At 60.4% G+C, this 18,866-nt stretch carries 17 protein-coding genes and 1 pseudogene; 12 read left to right on the top strand and 6 right to left on the bottom strand.

Features of this window, described 5'->3' with window-relative positions:
* Positions 1 to 437 precede the first annotated feature (437 nt).
* Positions 438 to 1,130, bottom strand: a pseudogene (locus tag ACRDNQ_RS05920) (IS6 family transposase).
* 798 nt (positions 1,131 to 1,928) lie between these two features.
* Here ACRDNQ_RS05920 and ACRDNQ_RS05915 point away from each other — a divergent pair.
* A complete protein-coding gene (locus ACRDNQ_RS05915; RefSeq protein WP_431827703.1) occupies positions 1,929 to 2,627 on the top strand; it encodes a hypothetical protein in 699 nt (232 codons plus the stop codon).
* Here ACRDNQ_RS05915 and ACRDNQ_RS05910 read toward each other — a convergent pair.
* The 3 genes from ACRDNQ_RS05910 to ACRDNQ_RS05900 all read right to left on the bottom strand — a co-directional run bounded on the left by ACRDNQ_RS05910 (position 2,606) and on the right by ACRDNQ_RS05900 (position 3,565).
* On the bottom strand, positions 2,606 to 2,872 hold the full coding sequence (locus tag ACRDNQ_RS05910; RefSeq protein WP_431827702.1) for a hypothetical protein: 267 nt from the start codon (positions 2,870 to 2,872) through the stop codon (positions 2,606 to 2,608). The genes ACRDNQ_RS05915 and ACRDNQ_RS05910 overlap by 22 nt on opposite strands.
* Positions 2,873 to 2,995: 123 nt before the next feature.
* A complete protein-coding gene (locus ACRDNQ_RS05905; protein WP_431827701.1) occupies positions 2,996 to 3,283 on the bottom strand; it encodes a hypothetical protein in 288 nt (95 codons plus the stop codon).
* 108 nt (positions 3,284 to 3,391) lie between these two features.
* Complete coding sequence (locus ACRDNQ_RS05900; protein ID WP_431827700.1) at positions 3,392 to 3,565, bottom strand: hypothetical protein; 174 nt, start codon at positions 3,563 to 3,565, stop codon at positions 3,392 to 3,394.
* A gap of 567 nt (positions 3,566 to 4,132) precedes the next feature.
* On the opposite strand from ACRDNQ_RS05900, the gene ACRDNQ_RS05895 reads away from it, so the two are divergent.
* From ACRDNQ_RS05895 to ACRDNQ_RS05855, 9 genes are all read left to right on the top strand, one after another.
* Entirely contained in the window at positions 4,133 to 5,779 is a 1,647-nt protein-coding gene (locus tag ACRDNQ_RS05895) for a hypothetical protein (protein ID WP_431827699.1), read from the top strand.
* A gap of 196 nt (positions 5,780 to 5,975) precedes the next feature.
* Positions 5,976 to 7,715, top strand: coding sequence for an ABC transporter substrate-binding protein (locus ACRDNQ_RS05890; RefSeq protein ID WP_431827698.1), 1,740 nt, complete (start codon positions 5,976 to 5,978; stop codon positions 7,713 to 7,715).
* A 79-nt stretch (positions 7,716 to 7,794) separates the two neighbouring features.
* Entirely contained in the window at positions 7,795 to 8,856 is a 1,062-nt protein-coding gene (locus ACRDNQ_RS05885) for an ABC transporter ATP-binding protein (RefSeq protein WP_431827697.1), read from the top strand.
* Position 8,857: 1 nt separating this feature from the next.
* Positions 8,858 to 9,931, top strand: a complete 1,074-nt coding sequence (locus ACRDNQ_RS05880; protein ID WP_431827696.1) for an ABC transporter ATP-binding protein — start codon at positions 8,858 to 8,860, stop codon at positions 9,929 to 9,931.
* Positions 9,928 to 10,791 carry a carbohydrate ABC transporter permease gene (locus ACRDNQ_RS05875; RefSeq protein WP_431827695.1) on the top strand — a complete coding sequence of 288 codons (864 nt, stop codon included), beginning with the start codon at positions 9,928 to 9,930 and terminating at the stop codon, positions 10,789 to 10,791. The genes ACRDNQ_RS05880 and ACRDNQ_RS05875 overlap by 4 nt, the downstream gene beginning before the upstream one ends.
* A complete protein-coding gene (locus tag ACRDNQ_RS05870) occupies positions 10,788 to 11,585 on the top strand; it encodes a carbohydrate ABC transporter permease (protein ID WP_431827694.1) in 798 nt (265 codons plus the stop codon). Before ACRDNQ_RS05875 ends, ACRDNQ_RS05870 begins: the two co-directional genes overlap by 4 nt.
* A 3-nt stretch (positions 11,586 to 11,588) precedes the next feature.
* Positions 11,589 to 11,993 (top strand): DUF2160 domain-containing protein, encoded by a 405-nt coding sequence (locus ACRDNQ_RS05865; RefSeq protein ID WP_431827693.1) that lies wholly within the window; start codon positions 11,589 to 11,591, stop codon positions 11,991 to 11,993.
* Between the two features lie 72 nt (positions 11,994 to 12,065).
* Positions 12,066 to 12,473 carry a BlaI/MecI/CopY family transcriptional regulator gene (locus tag ACRDNQ_RS05860; protein WP_431827692.1) on the top strand — a complete coding sequence of 136 codons (408 nt, stop codon included), beginning with the start codon at positions 12,066 to 12,068 and terminating at the stop codon, positions 12,471 to 12,473.
* Positions 12,448 to 13,587 carry a M56 family metallopeptidase gene (locus ACRDNQ_RS05855; RefSeq protein ID WP_431827691.1) on the top strand — a complete coding sequence of 380 codons (1,140 nt, stop codon included), beginning with the start codon at positions 12,448 to 12,450 and terminating at the stop codon, positions 13,585 to 13,587. The genes ACRDNQ_RS05860 and ACRDNQ_RS05855 overlap by 26 nt, the downstream gene beginning before the upstream one ends.
* 148 nt (positions 13,588 to 13,735) lie before the next feature.
* Here the strand turns inward: ACRDNQ_RS05855 and ACRDNQ_RS05850 are convergent, their stop codons facing one another.
* The gene (locus tag ACRDNQ_RS05850; RefSeq protein WP_431827690.1) at positions 13,736 to 15,502 is read right to left on the bottom strand and encodes a tetratricopeptide repeat protein; all 1,767 of its coding nucleotides are present in this window, start codon (positions 15,500 to 15,502) and stop codon (positions 13,736 to 13,738) included.
* Between the two features lie 220 nt (positions 15,503 to 15,722).
* On the opposite strand from ACRDNQ_RS05850, the gene ACRDNQ_RS05845 reads away from it, so the two are divergent.
* On the top strand, positions 15,723 to 15,962 hold the full coding sequence (locus ACRDNQ_RS05845) for a hypothetical protein (RefSeq protein WP_431827689.1): 240 nt from the start codon (positions 15,723 to 15,725) through the stop codon (positions 15,960 to 15,962).
* A gap of 48 nt (positions 15,963 to 16,010) precedes the next feature.
* A complete protein-coding gene (locus tag ACRDNQ_RS05840; RefSeq protein ID WP_431827688.1) occupies positions 16,011 to 17,693 on the top strand; it encodes an arylsulfatase in 1,683 nt (560 codons plus the stop codon).
* 514 nt (positions 17,694 to 18,207) lie between these two features.
* On the opposite strand, the gene ACRDNQ_RS05835 is transcribed toward ACRDNQ_RS05840, so the two are convergent.
* Complete coding sequence (locus ACRDNQ_RS05835) at positions 18,208 to 18,864, bottom strand: DUF3299 domain-containing protein (protein ID WP_431827687.1); 657 nt, start codon at positions 18,862 to 18,864, stop codon at positions 18,208 to 18,210.
* Positions 18,865 to 18,866: the final 2 nt, after the last annotated feature.

Here is an 18,866-nt window from a genome sequence, read left to right as displayed (position 1 = left end):
GGCGGCCCTTCAGCGGCATGAACCACTGCAAACACGGGCCTTGGGAGTGGCGCACCCGACAGGATTCGAACCTGTGACCTCTGCCTTCGGAGGGCGGTTCGAGAGTCGATGTTGCTTGATTTTGCGAGTTTTTTTGCCAGTTCAGGAAGGATAAACCCGTAAGAAAACCGGCCAATCCGGGGCGAAACTGGGGCCACCCTGACGCGCTCTTGGACATTCGAAGCGATTGCACACGGAGCGCACATGTAGAGTGTCCGGCACGCTGGCGATTATGGCGGAGCGCTCCAATCCTGCATGGGTCCATGCCCGGAATCCCTTCCTTAGTGTACTCTGGAGGGGACGCGACTGGGAGCAAACCTCCTCTTCGGGCTTACCCATCGAAACGGTACTGTCAGACGGATTCGAACTCGTCTCTGCTTGGACAGTGACACTGTCGTTTATGCCGCGCAGTGACAGCGCCACCCGGCGAGAGCGGCGGTGCGGTTGGCCTTGAAGAAAGGTCGGCTAGAGAGGCTGCGTTCTTGGTTGAAGAGGTTGGTTACGGAGGCGAACTTCTGCAAACTTCGCATCCGTCGGAACCGAAGCATGGCCCGCTCCCGTCGTCGGAAGGGGAGGTGCGAGTTCTCGGCCCAGTTGTTGAGCCAGCGACCCGACTTCTGCCTGTCCTCGACACCGAGTTCCGTCATCGACGCACCATGGGACCGCAGCTTGTCCGCGACGTAGCGCTCGCACGGACCGTGCTTCTTCATTGCTTTCCTGAGGGACTTCAACGCGGCCTTCTTGTCTCGCGATTTCGTGACGAAGCAATCCAGCACCTCGCCCTCGTGACCGACGGCGCGCTAAAGATAGTGCCGCTCACCGTTGATCTTCACGAAGATCTCGTCGAGATGCCACCGCTACTGGCTGGACTTCATACCCTCGATCCGCCGCTTTCGGATCTAGGCGGCGGACACTGGACCGAAGCGATGCCACCAGAACCGGACAGTCTCGTGGCTGATCTCGACACCGCGCTCGTGGAGTAGGTCCTCGACGTTTCTCAGCGAGAGCGGGAACCTCACATACAGCATCACCGCCAGGCGGATGATCTCGGGGCTGCTTTGGAAACCCTTGAACAGGTTGGGTTTGGTCATGGCCGGACGCTACGGGGCCGCCCTGCCCGTCTCAACCGGAATCCTTTTGACAACACCCAACATGCCACTACTACTACCAAATTTCTATTGCCATCTCCCTCATGCTTGGGAGATGGGCTCTTGGCGTGCTGCTCCAGAGGAAGGCTAAATGTGGGCAATGACCTAATCGCAAGCTATCATTGCCAACGCGTCGAACTTAACCGCCTATTCGCTGTGCCGGCCGTCTCTTCTACAATTGAGGGAAGCACCTGCCTGACAAGATCAGCAGTTTGGGCGAGATTGTTGGCATCCGCATAACCGACGACGTCCTCAAGAACCGAGACGAGCCAAGCGTGGGGCGGCAGCGGTTCAGCACTCTTCACGGATGGGGCCTTCTGTTACGAGGCACGTTACATCGAGAAGGGTTCTCCGGCGACCTCGCGCCGAAAGCCTTCCCACGGCTAGCAGCACCAAGCTGAAGACGGGAACGCCCAGTATGCTGCCCGCCCATAGCACCCAAGGGTTCAGCCCGAACGCAAAATGGAGCACGGCCGAGGACAACAGACATATCTGCACAGAAACGAGGTGAAGGATCAGCATCAGCGGCACTCCCAGTCACGAGACACCACTCAACCCTTGCGGGAAAAGGTTAACACTTCGTTTACTCTGTGGTAACAGGGACATAGTCACTGCCGGCACCCTTTCAGTGATCCGAATGACGCGACAATAAGGGACAAGACGAGAGAAAAAGGAGGTCTTTAGGAGTATTTTAGTGAAATCCCACCATCCTTTGCATGCTACCTCCAAGAAGTGGGTGGAATGGTTGTCATTGACTTCAGAACGACATTGATATCGCCTGAGGAATTCAGGCGTATCGTGGGCATTGACAAACATAGTTACGCAAGAGAAATCACTGACAACCGCATCGAGCGGAGCGGCAGTGGTTCGGACTGGCAAACAGATTTCCGCTTCCACACAGTTTTCGACGTTATCAATTACGCGCTCCTGCGCTTTCTGGAATCAATCAATCTTGTAGAACGAGAATTGAACCTAGCATACCGCAATGATTTCTGCGATGAGCTTGCACGAGCGTTTGAGGACTATGATGACTTCAGGAACCTATCGGGCAAACTCTTTCTCTCTAATCCACTCTCCTCCAGTTTCGGGTCTGGTTTTCAGCTGCCTGAACTCGCCTATCGATGCATGTGCATCTTGATAGATTGGAGCCTTCGGCGGATCGAGTTGGATTTGAAGTCGTATTTCCCCTATCGTGTGGGATGGGTCGCCGCGGAGGAGATGCCGGTGCAAGGCTACGACGAAACGGCTGTGGTTTTCTTGAACCCGGTGTCGCTGTGGCAAGAAGGCTTGCTTCAGAGGATGGTTTCGAAGCTGAGCGTGCTCGAACTCGTTCAGGGAATGGCGGTCAATAATCCAGTGATGATCACCACCAAGGCAAGCGTTTTCGCAAAGGCGCGCCGAGAGAGTCGGCCTATGACCTATCCCAGGAGCTTTTTGTGAACCTTGTCCCGCGCTTCCTGAAGATCGGCCGCGATCTGAAAGAGCTCCCGATCCTTTGAGAACGCGATCAGATCATCGAGAACATCAATCATCCAGCGAGCCCCCTCGATCGTGCTCCTTGGAAAGGAACGCTCCCAGGACCTAGACGGCTCCATGTGCGGCACGCCGCCCATGTCGAGAAGATCTTCCTCGAGTTCGCTGGCCTCATCGACAGCTAGCGCTTGCCCTGCTCGATCGCTGCACATGGCATGCCTCCTGAGAACGAAAGTGACGGGTCCGGTCCCCATCGTACCTTCAGCAGGAATAGCGTCAGCGTTATGTGAATAATGTGAGGAGAATGTGTCTTCCGTAGATGTGCGGCGAGTTCATCAGTCGTCGCCCATCAACGGAAACTCGGCGAACGCCACTTGTGACGTGTCGAACGAGCGGCCCTTCCGATCAGTTCCTCCGGTACTCGGCACGAACAATTGCTCCAGTGGCACATCGGAAATGCCGAATGGAGTCCGCCACGAGGCGGCCTTGACAATGTCGGGCTCCCGAAACGCATCCGGTATCTCCATCAAGGCGGCTCGAGCAGAGGCAATTGCCACCGTTACCAAGTGTTGATTGCCGTTTGCTTCTGCGTTCTCGATAAGCGTCAAGAGCGTCTGTCCCATCTTTCTTAGTTGCATCGTAACCCTACATTCCTAACAAGATCAACGCATACACCCCCGAGTGATACAACTATCGGTTGCATTCGGTTAATGACAAGTAAATGGGAATGTTCAGGCGCGCGCACTCTTGCAGCGCAGTTCCGCTTCCACCGCGAGCTTGTGGAGGTGCTCGAAGGCTTCCGCGGTATGATGGAAGCCAGCCGCCCGAGCTTCAGCTGCCGACGCCAGGATGTCCTGGATGTAAAGTTTTTCGTCTGGATTGGTGTGGTCTTTTAGATCGGACATGGCTGCCTTGCCTGGGGTCAATTCTCGCCCAGTAGGTGCCAACTTCCTTAATGGCGGGTTAATATGACACTTCAAATAGGCGGAATTATGCTCATGGGCACAATATATGGTGGCCTCGGCGTGAGTTGCCTCCAAACAAAGTAGGCAGTTGTCGATCGCATCAATTGGGCAGGCCGCAGGTCATTGTTCTGGGATCGGTAACAGCCCTGATTCCCTTGAAGCATGCCACCATGCCGAGAGCTTTTCGGGTGCCTTGGTAGCTGTCGGGCTACGGTTTAGAGAGCTTTATCCACCGGCATCTCGTCGTGTGACATCTCCGTGCGAAGTCGCTGGCGCGTTTGGCGCGCGCCCTCCGAAGTAGACCCCGGCCAAGCGGTGCCAGGAAAGCTGTCTCGTGACACTGGAGAGGGCGCCTGTCGCACCGACGACAGTTAGCCCGTGATTAACCTTACTTCGCTACCCCGCATGGGTCCCGCCGGTTGTGCCGGCCTGCTCCCGAAGTAGAGGTGTGCGTTGTCGCTTGCTGCCATTGATCTTTTCTCTCGCGAACCTGCACCGGACGCCGTCGTGCTCGACGATTTGGCGTTCGGGGCGCGCTTCGTCAGCTTTCACAACTTCGATCGTTTCGAGGCACACACGGAACCTTCGAATCCCGGTTTGCTCATCTGGCCGGGCGGGGCTCTCGCCGAAGAACGTACCGACAGGTATGGGTTGGAGTATCCCGGCCTCTACCGAGACGACATCGATCGACCCGACCTCGCGGATATGATGCAGCAGGCGATCGCGACGGATGCAGCATTGTCCATCATCCTCCCGACGGCACGCTATGTTGGCAAGGAAGAGGTCTTGCGGTCAGACATTTCCAATCTGATGTCCGACTTGCTCAGCGGCAAATACGGCGTTCTGCCGAACAACCTGATCCTGCAGGTTGGCAGCGAATACTACGGGCACTTCGAGGATGGAGCCAGGACAGCGGCGCAACAGTACGCGACCATTGCCCAGACCATGGTCGAAGAGATCGTTTCCGGGCTTGGGGATCTCTCGGTCAACATTGCCGGCGCCGACTTCAAGATTGCTGTTCAGATGGGACGGTCCCATGTGGATGACGTGCAAATCCGTGCCGGTCTGAATGACTTCGTTTTCGACAATGTTGATCTTCTCATCCACCACCGCTTTCCCGCCGAGGCGCAGGGAATCGACAGGCAGATGGACATCGTCTTGGCCAACAAGGCAGCGTGGAAAGCGGCGATCGAGACTGCAGGGGGAGATGGGGGCGATCTCTTCGTGTCGGCCTGGAACGTCGCCCAGATCACCCGGGAAGACGCTCTCGACGAGTATCTCTCGATCAATCGCGATTTGAGCCGGGAAGATGTCGATCTCGAGAACAGGACGACAACCGAATTCGAGAGGTATTGGCAGGATCGCCTGCAGGACTTCTCCTACGGGGAAGAGCATCCCCGGCTCCTGCTCGAAACCTTTGCCAGCTATGCCGAAGCAGGAGCGTCCGCAGGGGCGGTCTATGGATTTGACGTCATGCATCCCGGCCGCCTGTCATGGCGATCGCCCGATGGCGAGGACCACATATTCGTCGGCGGCAAAATGGTCGAGATGATCTACGAGAGCCTCAAGGGCACCCGGGCTCTTCAATCGACCAAGGATTTTGAACGGGGCGACAACCTGACCGCCTACGGTTTCGAAGGAGACGACCGTCTTGTCATCTTTCTAGCCGCGGGGGGAGATGCCCCCGGCAAGGTTGCACTGGACGTCGCAGGCATCGGTGAGGATCTCATTTCGCTATGGGCCGACCGCCTGGAAGTGGGAAGCAATCCGGACTGGATGCAGGAATTCGACGTACCGGACAATCCGGAGATCGATGAAAGCCCCGAGGCAGCAACCTACGCCCCGGGAGTTCGATCGGCGGCGGATGTCGACATTGAAGGGGCCACCCTGAGCGTCATGATGGGCGCATTTGATGTCGTTCGTCTTGTCTTCGCAAAGACGGAGGATGCTGCAGACGAATTGAGCGTGATCTCCATGGACGACGAAATCGACCTCATGGACTATACGCCAGACGATTTTGGGGAAATCGACGAGGTTCCAGTCGGCGAAGTCCCCGAGGAAGAGGTCGAGGCGCCGCCTGAAGACGGCGGGGGGTTTGAAGGCGGAATCCTTGCTGCGTTGTTGCTCCCGCTGCTTTTCCTGCTTGGCGGTTGATTCCAACCATCGCCGCAGAGCGCGGATCTTGCAGAAGCTTGAAGAGGTCAATGTTCGTCTGTGTCCGCCGTCGAGCAACTCGCCGGTCGCAACGTCGGGATCAAGTACTAATCTTTTAGTTTGACAAATTTTCGGCCGTGTCACACGCTTCCCGCGTCCGGTACACTTTCGGACCAAACACTCAGGGAGGAGACAGATGCGGATGTATCTACTCTCCGCAGTGGCGGCGAGCGCTGTCATTGCGGGATACGGCAGTGCTTTGGCTGACGAAGCCGCTGCCCAGCGCTGGATCGACGAGGAATTCCAGCCTTCGACGCTGACCAAGGAAGAACAGTTGGCCGAGATGAAGTGGTTCATCGACGCCGCCGCACCTTACGCCGGCATGGAAATCAACGTGCTGTCGGAAGGTATCCCGACGCATTCCTACGAATCCGAGGTTTTGACCAAGGCGTTCGAGGAAATCACTGGCATCAAGGTGAACCACCAGATCCTCGGTGAGGGTGAAGTGGTTCAGGCCGTGCAGACTCAGATGCAGACGGGCCGGAACCTGTATGACGGCTACGTCAACGATTCCGATCTGATCGGTACGCACGCGCGCCTTCAACTTGCCTACCCGCTGTCCGACATGATGGCTGGCGACTGGGCCGCCACCACCTCGCCGACTCTCGATCTTGAAGACTTCATGGGCCGGCAGTTCACCACTGGCCCTGATGGCAAGCTCTACCAGTTGCCGGACCAGCAGTTCGCGAACCTGTACTGGTTCCGCAAGGACTGGTTCGACCGCGAAGATCTCAAGGCCGCTTTCAAGGAAAAGTACGGCTACGATCTGGGCGTTCCGGTAAACTGGTCGGCCTATGAGGACATCGCCGAGTTCTTTACCAACGACGTGGGTGAAATCGACGGCACGCGCATCTATGGGCACATGGACTACGGCAAGCGTGCGCCCGACCTTGGCTGGCGGATGACCGACGCCTGGTTGTCGATGGCGGGCGCGGGTTCCGTGGGTGAGCCCAACGGTATCCCGATCGACGAATGGGGCATCCGCATGGAAGCGGGGTCCTGCAACCCGTCCGGCGCATCCGTGTCGCGCGGCGGCGAGGCCAACGGGCCGGCGGCGGTGTTCGCGATCGCCAAATGGGACGAGTGGCTCAGGAACTATGCTCCTCCGGGTGCGGCCTCCTACGACTTCTACCAGTCGCTTCCGGCACTCTCGCAGGGCAACGTGGCCCAGCAGATCTTCTGGTACACCGCCTTCACCGCCGACATGGTGAAGCCGCAGTCGGAAGGCAACAATACCGTCGACGCCGACGGCAATCCGCTTTGGCGGATGGCCCCCAGCCCGCACGGCCCCTACTGGCAGGAAGGTCAGAAGGTCGGCTACCAGGACGTGGGGTCGTGGACGTTCCTAAAGTCGACCCCTGCTGACCGGGCGCAGGCTGCCTGGCTTTATGCCCAGTTCGTGACCTCGAAGACGGTGGACGTGAAGAAGAGCCACGTCGGCCTCACCTTCATCCGCGACTCGTCGGTCCGGCACGAAAGCTTCACCGAGCGCGCGCCGAAGCTTGGCGGATTGGTAGAGTTCTACCGCTCGCCCGACCGGGTGCGCTGGTCGCCCACGGGCATCAACGTGCCCGACTACCCGAAGCTTGCCCAGATTTGGTGGCAGCAGATCGGTGACGTGAACTCGGGTGCCTTCACCCCGCAGGAAGCCATGGACCGTCTCGCCGAAGAGATGGACATCACCATGGCGCGGATGCAGGAGGCCGACGAGGCAGCCGGCGTCTACGGTGGATGCGGCCCGCGCCTGAACGAGGCAATCGATCCCTCGGAATGGCTTGGTCGTCCCGACGGGCCCAAGGCGAAGCTCGAGAACGAGAAGCCGATGGGCGAGACCGTCAACTACGACGAGTTGGTTGCGCGCTGGCAGTCGCAGTAAGCGCACCAGCCGAAAACGGAGACCGCCGCAGCTCGCGGCGGTCTCACTCACCTGACCTGCCAAGAGTGGAATACCGAGGATGATCGAGCTTCAAGAAGCCTCGAAGGTGGTCGGACGGGTCACCCACATCAAGCCGACGACACTTCGTCTGGAGGCAGGCCACTTCAACGTGCTTCTGGGGGCGACGGGTTCGGGAAAGACCTCGCTGATCAAGCTGATCGCCGGTCTTGACCCCTTGGCGAACGGCAAGGTCCTGATCGACGGCGTGGACGTCAGCCGTGTGTCGACGCAGAAGCGCAAAGTCAGTCTGGTGCACCAGTTCTTCGTGAACTATCCCCATATGACCGTGTTCGAGAACATCGCCTCGCCGCTGCGTGTCGCAGGCATGGCAAGAAGCGAAATTCAAGGGCGGGTCGAGGAGGCGGCTGATCTCCTGCAATTGCGCCCGATGCTGAACCGCCGGCCGAGCGAATTGTCGGGCGGACAACAGCAGCGCACCGCTCTGGCCCGGGCCATCGCCAAGGAAAGCCGCGCCGTCCTGCTGGACGAGCCGCTGGCGAACCTGGACTACAAGCTGCGCGAGGAACTTCGCGAACAGTTGCCGGAACTGCTGGCGGGCCGCGGCTCGGTCGTCGTATATGCAACCTCCGAACCCGAAGAGGCGCTGCTTCTGGGGGGGCGGACTGCGCTGATGGCGGATGGGCAGGTGACCCAGTTCGGACCGACCGCAGAAATCTATCGCAACCCTGACAATCTGAAGGCCGCGCAGGTCTTCTCTGACCCGCCCATCAATTCCGCCGCCGCAACGAAATTCGGTAACGAAATGCGGCTGGCAAGCGGCATCAGCTGGCAACTGGACGGCCACGCGGCAAGTCTTCCAGACGGGGAATACACGATCGCCGTGCGGCCGCATCGCGTGACGCCGCACAGGCTGACTGACCGAGACGTCGCATTGAATGGGCACGTGCTAGTCACGGAACTTTCCGGATCGGACTCCAGTGCGCATTTCCGGTTGGGAGAGGATGCCTGGGTTTCGCTTGCAGTCGGGGTGCATCCCTACGAAGTCGGAACGGACCACGTGTTCTACATGAACCCCGCTCATTGCCGCTACTTCGGCACCGACGGAAAGAGGGTGGCCTGACATGGCGCGGATTACATTGTCGAAACTGCGCCACAGCTACTATCCGAACCCGACTGGACCCGACGACTATGCGCTGAAGGAGATCGACGTTACCTGGAGGGACGGTGGCGCCTATGCGCTTCTGGGTCCATCGGGTTGTGGAAAATCCACGCTTCTGAACATCATCTCGGGGCTTCTGACGCCATCCGAGGGGAAGGTGCTTTTCGATGACCTGGACGTGACGCACCTTCCGCCGGATCGGCGCAACATCGCACAGGTGTTCCAGTTCCCGGTGATCTACGACACGATGACTGTCCGTCAAAACCTTGCCTTCCCGCTCAAGAATCGAGGCGTGGATTCAGCCCGTATCGAAGCCCGAGTGGCAGAGATCGCGGCCATGCTGGAGGTCGAGTCGATGCTCGATACCCGCGCCTCTGGCCTCAGCCCGGACAACAAGCAGAAGATCTCAATGGGTCGCGGCCTTGTGCGCGACGATGTGAACGTCGTGATGTTCGACGAACCGCTGACGGTGATCGACCCACATCTGAAATGGAAACTCCGATCGAAGCTAAAGGAACTTCATCAGCGCGTGAAGGTGACCATGATCTATGTAACCCACGACCAGACCGAGGCATTGACCTTCGCCGACGAGGTCGTGGTGATGCAGCACGGCGAGGTCGTACAGATCGGCACGCCCGTCGATCTGTTCGAGCGGCCGCGGCATACCTTTGTCGGTCATTTCATCGGGTCGCCAGGCATGAACGTTCTGCCCTGCGAAGTCCACGATGACCGCGCGCGCTTCCAGGGTCATGAGGTGGCGCTTGAGGGCCCCGTGACGGGGAAGGGTGGTACGGTAAAGCTTGGCATCCGGCCCGAACACATCGAGATCGGGAACGCTGGCCTGCCTGCAAGGGTTTCCAAGGTTGCCGACGTTGGAAGGCATTTTGTCATCGAGGCGATGGTCGGCGACTGCGCCGTCAAGGTCGTCTCCGAACACGGCGCCCCCGAACAGGGCTCAGAGGTCCACCTCGGCTTTCGCCCCGAAAAGACGCGGGTCTATCGAGACGGCTGGATCGCGACCGAGGAGAGGAAATGAAAACCGAGAATCAAAAGGCATGGTTCTTCGTCCTGCCGGTTTTGGCGCTGGTCGCGTTCAACGCTCTCGTGCCGATGATGACCGTGGTCAACTACTCGGTGCAGGAGACGTTCGGAAACAACCAGTTCTTCTGGGAAGGTCTCGGCTGGTTCGAACAGATCCTGCGTTCCGAACGCTTCCAGGCTGCGCTTGGGCGCCAATTCCTGTTCACCTTCCTGATCCTCCTGATCGAGATACCGCTTGGTATAATCGTGGCGCTTTCGATGCCCCGGAAAGGCATCTGGGTGCCGGTTTGCCTCGTGTTGATGGCGCTGCCCATGTTGATCCCATGGAATGTCGTCGGCTCGATGTGGAACATCTTCACGCTGCCGAAGATCGGGTTGATGGGATATCTCCTGAACGATGTACTGGGCATCAACTACGACATGACCCAACAGCCGCTAGCTGCATGGATCACCATCGTCGTCATGGATGTCTGGCACTGGACCTCGCTGGTGGTGCTGCTGTGCTACGCGGGCCTCGTCTCAATCCCGGACGCCTACTATCAGGCCGCCAAGATCGATGGCGCGAGCCCATGGAGCGTCTTCCGCTATATCCAGTTGCCGAAAATGAAGACAGTGCTGACGATCGCGATCCTGCTGAGGTTCATGGACAGTTTCAACATCTATACAGAGCCCTTCGTGCTTACCGGCGGTGGGCCCGGCAACGCGACGACGCTTCTTTCGATAGATCTGGTGAAGATCGCTCTCGGGCAATTTGACCTTGGGCCGGCGGCGGCGATGAGCCTGGTCTACTTCGCGATCACGCTTCTGGTCAGCTGGGTCTTTTACACGCTGATGACGAAGGACGATCAGAAATGAGAAAACGATCAATCATTCCGATCCTTTACATCGCCTTCCTGATGCTTCCCATCTACTGGCTTGTCGCGATGTCATTCAAGACGACGAATGAGATCCTGTCGGGCTTTTCCCTGTTTCCACAGACTTTCACTCTTGAGAACTACGAGGCCATCCTGACCGATCCGACGTGGTACATGGGATACGTGCACTCGATCATCTACGTGTCTCTGAACACGGTTCTGTCAGTCTCTGTTGCGCTGCCAGCTGCCTATGCCTTTTCTCGCTACCGGTTCCTGGGCGACAAGCAGCTCTTTTTCTGGCTCCTGACCAATCGCATGGCCCCTGCAGCAGTCTTTGCCCTGCCGTTCTTCCAGCTCTATTCCTCGATCGGATTGTTCGATACGCACATCGGCGTCGCGCTGGCGCACACGCTGTTCAACGTGCCGCTCGCGGTGTGGATCCTCGAAGGGTTCATGCGCGGCATTCCCAAGGAACTGGACGAAACGGCTTATGTCGACGGGTATTCCTTCCCGCGCTTCTTCACGACGATCTTCCTGCCTAACATCAAGGCCGGCGTTGGTGTCGCGGCCTTCTTCTGTTTCATGTTCTCCTGGGTCGAGATGCTGCTGGCAAAAACGCTGACCGCCGTCGAGGCCAAGCCCATCGCCGCAGTGATGACGCGCACGGCGTCCAGCGCGGGCTACGAACTCGGGCTTCTCGCGGCAGCCGGCACCCTGACGATCATTCCGGGCGCGATCGTGATCTGGTTCGTGCGAAACTACATCGCCCGTGGCTTTGCGATGGGAAGGGTCTGAGACATGTTGCGGTATCTGCCACTCCTTCTTCTGCTTCCGTCTCCGGCGTTGGCGCAAGCGGCGGCGGGCTGGGGGAATGTCGGTCAGCAGGACAGCGCTGGCTTTTCCTGGACTGACCCGCTCTGGCCGGATTTCTGGATGGCCTGGACGCCCGCGACTCTGGCGGTCTTCGTCGGGATCTTCTCTGCGATACTGGTTATCGGTCTGCTGGAGGTGTTCTGGTTGCGCGACGGCCTGGAGCGCAAGGGTGTGCTGGGACTGACGACGACGCTGGGCGACCGGCTGTTCATCACGCTTCTCGGCTCCGCCTACATCTTTCTTGCATGGCTTGGATTTGTCGGTCAGCCAATCTGGACCCCCCTTTTCATTGCCATCGGATGGGGAATCTTCGTGTTCTGGAAGGTTTAGGCTTCGCTTGAGTCGAAATCGGTGGTCTTGTTACCACGGGGAGCGACGATCGAATTGGAACGGCACTTACCGATGCGGAAACGGAAGAGCGGAAACCTTCTGACAGAAGTTGAGCTGGAGTTCATGAATGAACTCTGGGCGCTGGGCGAAGGATCGGTGCGGGACGTCCTTGACCGACTGCCGCCAGACCGTAACCTTGCCTATACTTCTGGTGCAACGATCCTGAGGATCCTTGACGAGAAGGGCTTCGTCCAAAGCCGCAAAGAAGGCAAGACCCTTATCTACAAGCCGCTTCTCCAAAAAAACAATTATCAGATACGTTCGCTGCAGAACTTGTCCCGCACTCTGTTCGACGACACGCCGGCATCTCTTGTCGCGCGCCTTGTCGACGATGCGAGACTGACGGCGGGGGATCTTGAGGACATTCGGGCGCTGGTGGAGAGGAGGCTCCAAGATGGCAGCGATGAAGCCGGTTCTTGAACTGTTCATAGACGCCAACATAGTATTTCTATTGGCATTCTGTCTGTGGGTGGTGGTCCAGCAGGGTGTTTCCCGCACCGTTTACAAACACAACTATCCAGCCCAGTTTCGACTGATGAAAATAGCGCTGATTTGCATTGCTCTCAGCCCGGCGATCGCACATGTCTCAATCCTGGCCAGCAAAAGCATCTGGCCAACGACGCCGATCACGATCAGCGACATTGCGGTGGCGTCCTACCTGAGAGGCGAGATAGCCATCCCCGCCGTGGAATTCGAGGCTCTGCTCGGCGCAAGGAGCCGGCTGCTGGATGCGCTGTTCGACGGTGAGGCCCTCTGGCTGGCCGGCGTTGTCGCGGCTCTGCTTGCCGTTGCTGTGCTGCAGGCGATCAGGATGCTGCAGGCGGCCGCTACTTTGCGACGGGCCATCCAAGGAAGCTATCTCTGGCGCCGCATCGGCAAGATCGACGTCAGGCTTTCGGATAGGGTGAGCATTCCCTTCGCGGCGCGCGGCTTCGTGCGTCGGTACGTTGTCTTGCCGTCAAGCCTAGTCTCGGAACCCAAGGAAATGCGCATGATCCTGGCGCACGAGCTTCAGCACATCAGGGACGGCGACGTAGAATGGGAATTGGCTTTCGAAGTCATGCGCCCGCTCATGTTCTGGAATCCGGCCTTTGGCATCTGGAAGCGGTCTTTCGATCAGTTGCGCGAGCTCAGCTGCGACCAGAAGGTGATAGCCCGGAACCGGATTGCGACCCGGGACTACATGGATTGCCTGATGGGCTTCTGCAAACGCGAGGTCAGCAACCCACTTCCCTACGCGATGCATGTGGCGTTCTTCCGTGGCCAGGAGCCTCTGGCCAAACGCGCATTCGCCGGTCGACTGCTCGCGTTGGCAAACCGTCCGGGACCGTCCCGTTTCGCGCTGGCAATGCCGGTCATCGCCTTCGGAATGGCCGTGGGCGTTGCCGTGGCGGCCGCCTCGGTCCGGCAACCCGGGGATTGGAGCCAGGACCGACTGATGCTGTCCACGATTGTCAATCTCGAGCGCCTAGCGGCGATCAACGAAAAGGGCTTTGGCAGGGAGACCTGGGTTGAGGCACAGGGGGCTCCGTAACGTCTTGGCATGACCAACGACATCCCGTTCGAGTGGTTCAACATCAGCCCGAGACCATCCGCTTGGCGGTGATGATGTACGTCCGGTTCCCGCTCTCGCTCCCGAACGTGGAAGACTTCCTGCAAGAGCGCGATGTCGTGACCCTGCCCTAAGGTGAGCCGCTCTTCTGGATGCTGACGGCAAAGGCTTCCTGAAGCGCGCTCGCCATCTCTTGCTTGAGCGCATCCCTCGCCCCGTGCCGCGCGAAGAACGCGTCGGGGTCCGAGCGGAGGGAGCTTGCCGCCGGAACCCGTTCGACGGCTCCGCGCGCGGCCTCCTCGTCGCCCAGACGCAGGTAGGCCAGACCCAGCATGGCGGAACTGAACTCCGATCCGTCTTTTGTCGCACGTTGGGCCAGCGCGAGCATCTTCTCGTAGTCCTGCGCGAGATAGCGGTCGATGATCATCATGTGAAAGTACCAGCCGGGCGGATCGACGGAGCGGTCAATCGCCTGTTCGAGGTAGGAAATCCCGTCGTCGAAGTTGCCGCGCGCCGCAAGTCGCCAGCCGAGCTGGGCGAGCGTATCCGGGTCGTAGGGATTGAGCGCGACTGCGCGGCGGGCAAGCGCTTCGGACTCCGCATAATGACCCGTGTAGTACCGGATCGATGCGAGCGCCTTGAGGGCCGTCACGTTGTCGCCATCGAGCGCAAGCGCCCGTTCCGCGGCGGTCGCTCCCTTTGCGTAGAGGGTCGCGGTGTCGCCGCCGGTGAAGTCGAAGCGGCCGTCGTCCATGTAGAGCCAACCCAGCATGGCCCAGGCGTCGGCGTAATCGGGATCGCGCCGCACGGCCGGCTCGAGGCAGGCGAGAGCCTCTGCGAAGGCCGCATCCGTGAAGGACCGGCGGTAGCTGTAAGACCGCAGAACGCAGAGGTAGCTTTCCGTGCTCGACCCCGCGGAGCCAGCATGATCCTCGCGCAGATCGTCGGCGAGCGGCCCGTAGGGCTGGCCGAGGACCGTGGCGATCCGCGCGGAAATGTCCCGCCGCGTTTCAATGAGCGTCGCCGGCGTGACCGGGACGCGATACGCCTCGCTCCAGACGACCTCGGCCGTCTCCGCGTCGAGAAGCCGCGCAAGAATGCTGGCTTGCGTCCCGTCCGTCAGTACATCGCCACTCACAAGGTAAGCGGGGCCGTCTCCCGGGGCGGGCATGACGCTGGTCTCTGCGAGCATGTAGAGCCGAAGCCCCTGGAACTTCGTCAGGTCGACGAGCAGCTCTGACCCGAGGCCGGCCGAGATCGACCGCGAGATTTCCGAGCCGTCGTTGGCCCCGAAAGCCTGGATAAAGAGCCTTGGGGAGGGTCGCGTGGCCGCCGCGCTGAACGGCGCCACCGGCCCTGGGCCGGCCATGGACACCACGATCGCGATGATGCCGGCGAGTAAGGCGAAGCCTCCGAGGGTCCGCATCCGGAACCACTCCGAGGTGAATGTACCGGGCCGGCGCGGGGAGGCGTTCATGCCGGATCCATGTTCGGCCGGCGCCGGCCCGCCAGCGGATGGCTGTGACGAAGGCGCGAGGCTGTCGAAGCGCGCCGCGTATCCGCCCTTCGGGATGTGGATACGCAGCGGGTGAACTGCACCCGCACCAATGTAAAAGCTGTCGAGATCGCGGCGCAACCGCCGCGCCTCAATTCTCACGACAGGGTCCTCCTGGGAGTTGAACGTCTCGTCGCGGCCGAAGACGTCCATCGCGATCGTTGTACCTTTCAGACGCTCGCCCCGCCCTGCAAGCGTCTCTTCCACGAGGTAGCGAAGGAATCGCCGCCGCCTGTCGCTCGCCTCGAACTCGACGCTCGAGAGAACGCGGTCAAGCTCGGCCTGAACCTCGTCCGCGCCAGTCGCGTCTGACTGATCTCCCGGGGCTCGCGAGGGGGTCATGCTCTTGCCATTTCCTTCCGCAGGACAGGGTGCGACTTACCACGGCCCCGCCCCGAAGACCTTGACGTAGATCACCACGGCCGCCGCCGCGAAGGTGCCACATGTTCGAACATGTTCGTCCCTTCTCCGCGATGTTCCGAGGGGGCAGCGTCCGTCTGTCAGTTCGAGGTCCGGAACGAAAAGGGCACGTCTTGGCGACGCCGTGGGAGCGTCAGGGGAAGTGGAGCGAACACGGTCATTCATCGCCCGATGGGCCGAGCGCGAGTTCGAGATCCGGCTTCTCTGCGCCCGTGACCCGACCTTCCGCGCGACCCTCGAGGACTACGAGGAGGCCGCGGATGCACACGCCCACTGGGCCGCGGTGGCCGGCCCCGCGGATCAGAGAACCAACGACTTCCACGAGATAGTCGAGGAGCTCGAACGTGAGCTCCTCGCGCGCCTTGGCCCAATGACGGGCTGAGGGTCACGGAACGACACCATCTGAAACACAGGAACGGGAGACGCTTCGATGAGATCATCAGATCGGAACAGGACCAAGGGAGGTGGACGAGCGATCATCCTCGGCATCGCGGTCGTGGTGGCGAGCTTCACGGCGGCGCCGCAGGAAGCCGTGGCCCAGGCCACGCCCGAGCGCCCCAACATCCTCCTGATCGTGTCGGACGACACGGGCTGGGGCGATCTCGGCCCCTATCTAGGCGGCGATGCACGTGGCATGGCGACACCGAACTTCGACGCACTCGCGGCGGAGGGCATGACCTTCACCAACTTCTACGGCCAGCCCTCCTGCACGCCTGGCCGGGCCGCGATCCAGACTGGCCGCATCCCGAACCGCTCGGGCATGACGACGGTCGCCTTCCAGGGCCAGGGCGGTGGGTTGCCGGCCGCGGAGTGGACGCTCGGCTCCGTCCTCCACGAGGCCGGGTACAAGACCTACTTCACCGGCAAGTGGCATCTGGGGGAATCCGACTACGCCCTTCCGAATGCGCAAGGCTACGACGTGATGAAGCACGCCTTCCTCTATCACCTCAACGCCTACACTTACGCCGATCCGGCCTGGTTCCCGGCCATGAGCCCGGAACTGCGGGAGATGTTCACGAAGGTCACCAAGGGCGCGCTGTCTGGGAACGCCGGCGAGCCTGCGACGGAGGATTTCAAGGTCACCGGCGAATACGTCGACACGCCCGAAATGGGTGTCGTCGGCATTCCGTTCCTTGACGCCTATGTCGAGAAGGCAGCCATAGAATTCCTCGAGGATGCCGCGAAGACTCCCGACACGCCGTTCTTCATCAACGTCAACTTCATGAAGAACCACCAGCCGAACCTGCCGCACCCCGATTTCATCGGAAAGTCGGAGGGCAAGTCGAAGTATGCCGATGCCGTCGTCGAGCTCGATACCCGGATCGGCAACGTGATTGCGAAGCTCGACGAACTCGGCCTGTCCGACAACACGGTCGTGTTCTACACCGTCGATAACGGCGCGTGGCAGGACGTCTATCCCGACGCGGGCTACACGCCCTTCCGCGGGACCAAGGGCACCGTCCGGGAAGGGGGAAGCCGGGTGCCGACGATGGTCCGCTGGCCAGGCAAGGTCGCGCCGGGCGCCGTGAACAACGACATCCTCGGCGGGCTCGACCTCATGGCGACGTTCGCCTCGCTTGCCGGGACGGAACTGCCGAAGACAGACCGCGAAGGCCAGCCGATCGTCTTCGACAGCTACGACATGACGCCCGTCTGGACCGGATCCGGCGAGGCCCAGCGGAACAGCTGGTTCTATTTCACCGAGAACGAGTTGAGCCCCGGCGCGGTGCGCGTCGGCAACTTCAAGTACGTCTTCAACCTGCGGGGCGACGACGGAGCGGAGACCGGCGGACTTGCGGTCGACACGAACCTCGGCTGGAAAGGCCCCGAAAGCTACGTCGCGACGGCGCCGCAGGTGTTCGATCTCCTGGCCGACCCGCAGGAACGCTACGACATCTTCATGACGACCTTCACCGAAAGCACCTGGGCCATGGTTCCGGCGAATGAGGCGGTCTCGGCTCTCATGAAGACCTACGTACAGTATCCGCCGCGGAAGCTGCAGAGCGAAGGCTACTCGGGCCCGATCACCATCACCGACTACCAGCGCTTCCAGCACCTGCGGGACACTCTGGCGAAGGACGGCATCTCGCTCGGGCTGCCCTCGGGCAACTGACGCCAGAAGACGTGGACTGGGCCAGGATGGGCCCGGTCCACACCGGGCCGGGTACCTTCTTCAGCACCTGCAGGAGATCGTCACAGAAAACCTGGCACCCCGTGGGCACCTGTCGGGCGGCCATGCGCCTAGTGCTCTAAATGGAAGCGCGGCAAGGTTCAGCGAACCCATTCCCCACGCACAACGCGCCCCATCGACGGATCGGCGTCCAGGGTGACGTCCCGGGCGGTGCGAGGCGGCAGCCCCGCAGTCCCTTCACTGATCTCCAAAGCGGATATTCGTTTCCCTCGCAACGGAGGTCCGTTCACCGCCCATCAAGTCGAATGCTGCGCTCAAGCCGGAGGTCCGAGAAGGGCTCGAAGCAGCCATTCGCTGCGGAGCGCACCAAGGTCCGCTTTCCTTTAATTAGGGTATCTGGGTCCTGCCCCTAGGCAGCGCCCTGCCCCGCCTCAAGCCAAGTTTCTCTGACAGGACCCCACGAAGCTGAGATACCGGTCTGCCCCTGTTCCGGCGTTCAGCCGCCGTACTTCTCGACCAGCACTGGCTGCATCGAATAGCTGACGGAGACCGGAGCCTGTCCGTCGACGTAGCCGACGTCCTGAACCGAACTTTGGGCGACCATGGTCCCAGTGATCCAAACGGGCCGGAAAAGTCCGTCCACCTCGATGCCCTCGGGATACACGACATGGACGACCTGGTTGGCGGGCGGCGGCGGGGTGTGGATGCAGGCGCCGACGGTCGGCACGAGAAGGAACTCAACCGCCTTTCGATCCTGGAATTTCAAGGGCAGCATATATCCCGGCAGGCGGACACTCGTGCCGACGATGTCCTCGTTCACCGCCGAAGCTGCCGCTTCACGTTTCTCTATGATCTCAACGCGCGCGGCAAACAATCCGTCGACATCGAGGCCGTCCTTGGACAGTTGTTCGCGTAACGCTTGCGCCTTGCTGCGCGCTTCGGCGTCATCGCTCTGCTCCGCCCGTGTCTCGGCCCGCATGATCTCGCGGAGGGTGTCTATCTGGTCGTAGGTGAGGGTCTCGAACGGGTTCTCGATCACGGCAGCCGGAGGCGCGAGCGTCTCCCAGGAGATCTCCTGAGGGTCAGCCGCCTGCGCCAGCCCCGGAGGAACGACAAGCGAGAGCATCAAGACGAGACGGGCGAACATGGTCATGG

Source organism: Saliniferula longa, assembly GCF_050789285.1.
GTDB lineage: Bacteria > Pseudomonadota > Alphaproteobacteria > Rhodobacterales > Rhodobacteraceae > CAVPWP01.
Note: the sequence above shows the minus strand (reverse complement) of the source record. Positions and strands in the feature narration are given on the sequence as shown.

What these genes read in the sequence shown, in the direction of transcription:
- ACRDNQ_RS05915 (WP_431827703.1), top strand. Translation starts at nt 1,929, where the DNA reads ATGGTTGTCATTGACTTCAGAACGACATTGATATCGCCTGAGGAATTC.
- ACRDNQ_RS05910 (WP_431827702.1), bottom strand. Translation starts at nt 2,872, where the DNA reads ATGTGCAGCGATCGAGCAGGGCAAGCGCTAGCTGTCGATGAGGCCAGC.
- ACRDNQ_RS05905 (WP_431827701.1), bottom strand. Translation starts at nt 3,283, where the DNA reads ATGGGACAGACGCTCTTGACGCTTATCGAGAACGCAGAAGCAAACGGC.
- ACRDNQ_RS05900 (WP_431827700.1), bottom strand. Translation starts at nt 3,565, where the DNA reads ATGTCCGATCTAAAAGACCACACCAATCCAGACGAAAAACTTTACATC.
- ACRDNQ_RS05890 (WP_431827698.1), top strand. Translation starts at nt 5,976, where the DNA reads ATGCGGATGTATCTACTCTCCGCAGTGGCGGCGAGCGCTGTCATTGCG.
- ACRDNQ_RS05885 (WP_431827697.1), top strand. Translation starts at nt 7,795, where the DNA reads ATGATCGAGCTTCAAGAAGCCTCGAAGGTGGTCGGACGGGTCACCCAC.
- ACRDNQ_RS05880 (WP_431827696.1), top strand. Translation starts at nt 8,858, where the DNA reads ATGGCGCGGATTACATTGTCGAAACTGCGCCACAGCTACTATCCGAAC.
- ACRDNQ_RS05875 (WP_431827695.1), top strand. Translation starts at nt 9,928, where the DNA reads ATGAAAACCGAGAATCAAAAGGCATGGTTCTTCGTCCTGCCGGTTTTG.
- ACRDNQ_RS05870 (WP_431827694.1), top strand. Translation starts at nt 10,788, where the DNA reads ATGAGAAAACGATCAATCATTCCGATCCTTTACATCGCCTTCCTGATG.
- ACRDNQ_RS05865 (WP_431827693.1), top strand. Translation starts at nt 11,589, where the DNA reads ATGTTGCGGTATCTGCCACTCCTTCTTCTGCTTCCGTCTCCGGCGTTG.
- ACRDNQ_RS05860 (WP_431827692.1), top strand. Translation starts at nt 12,066, where the DNA reads ATGCGGAAACGGAAGAGCGGAAACCTTCTGACAGAAGTTGAGCTGGAG.
- ACRDNQ_RS05855 (WP_431827691.1), top strand. Translation starts at nt 12,448, where the DNA reads ATGGCAGCGATGAAGCCGGTTCTTGAACTGTTCATAGACGCCAACATA.
- ACRDNQ_RS05850 (WP_431827690.1), bottom strand. Translation starts at nt 15,502, where the DNA reads ATGACCCCCTCGCGAGCCCCGGGAGATCAGTCAGACGCGACTGGCGCG.
- ACRDNQ_RS05840 (WP_431827688.1), top strand. Translation starts at nt 16,011, where the DNA reads ATGAGATCATCAGATCGGAACAGGACCAAGGGAGGTGGACGAGCGATC.
- ACRDNQ_RS05835 (WP_431827687.1), bottom strand. Translation starts at nt 18,864, where the DNA reads ATGACCATGTTCGCCCGTCTCGTCTTGATGCTCTCGCTTGTCGTTCCT.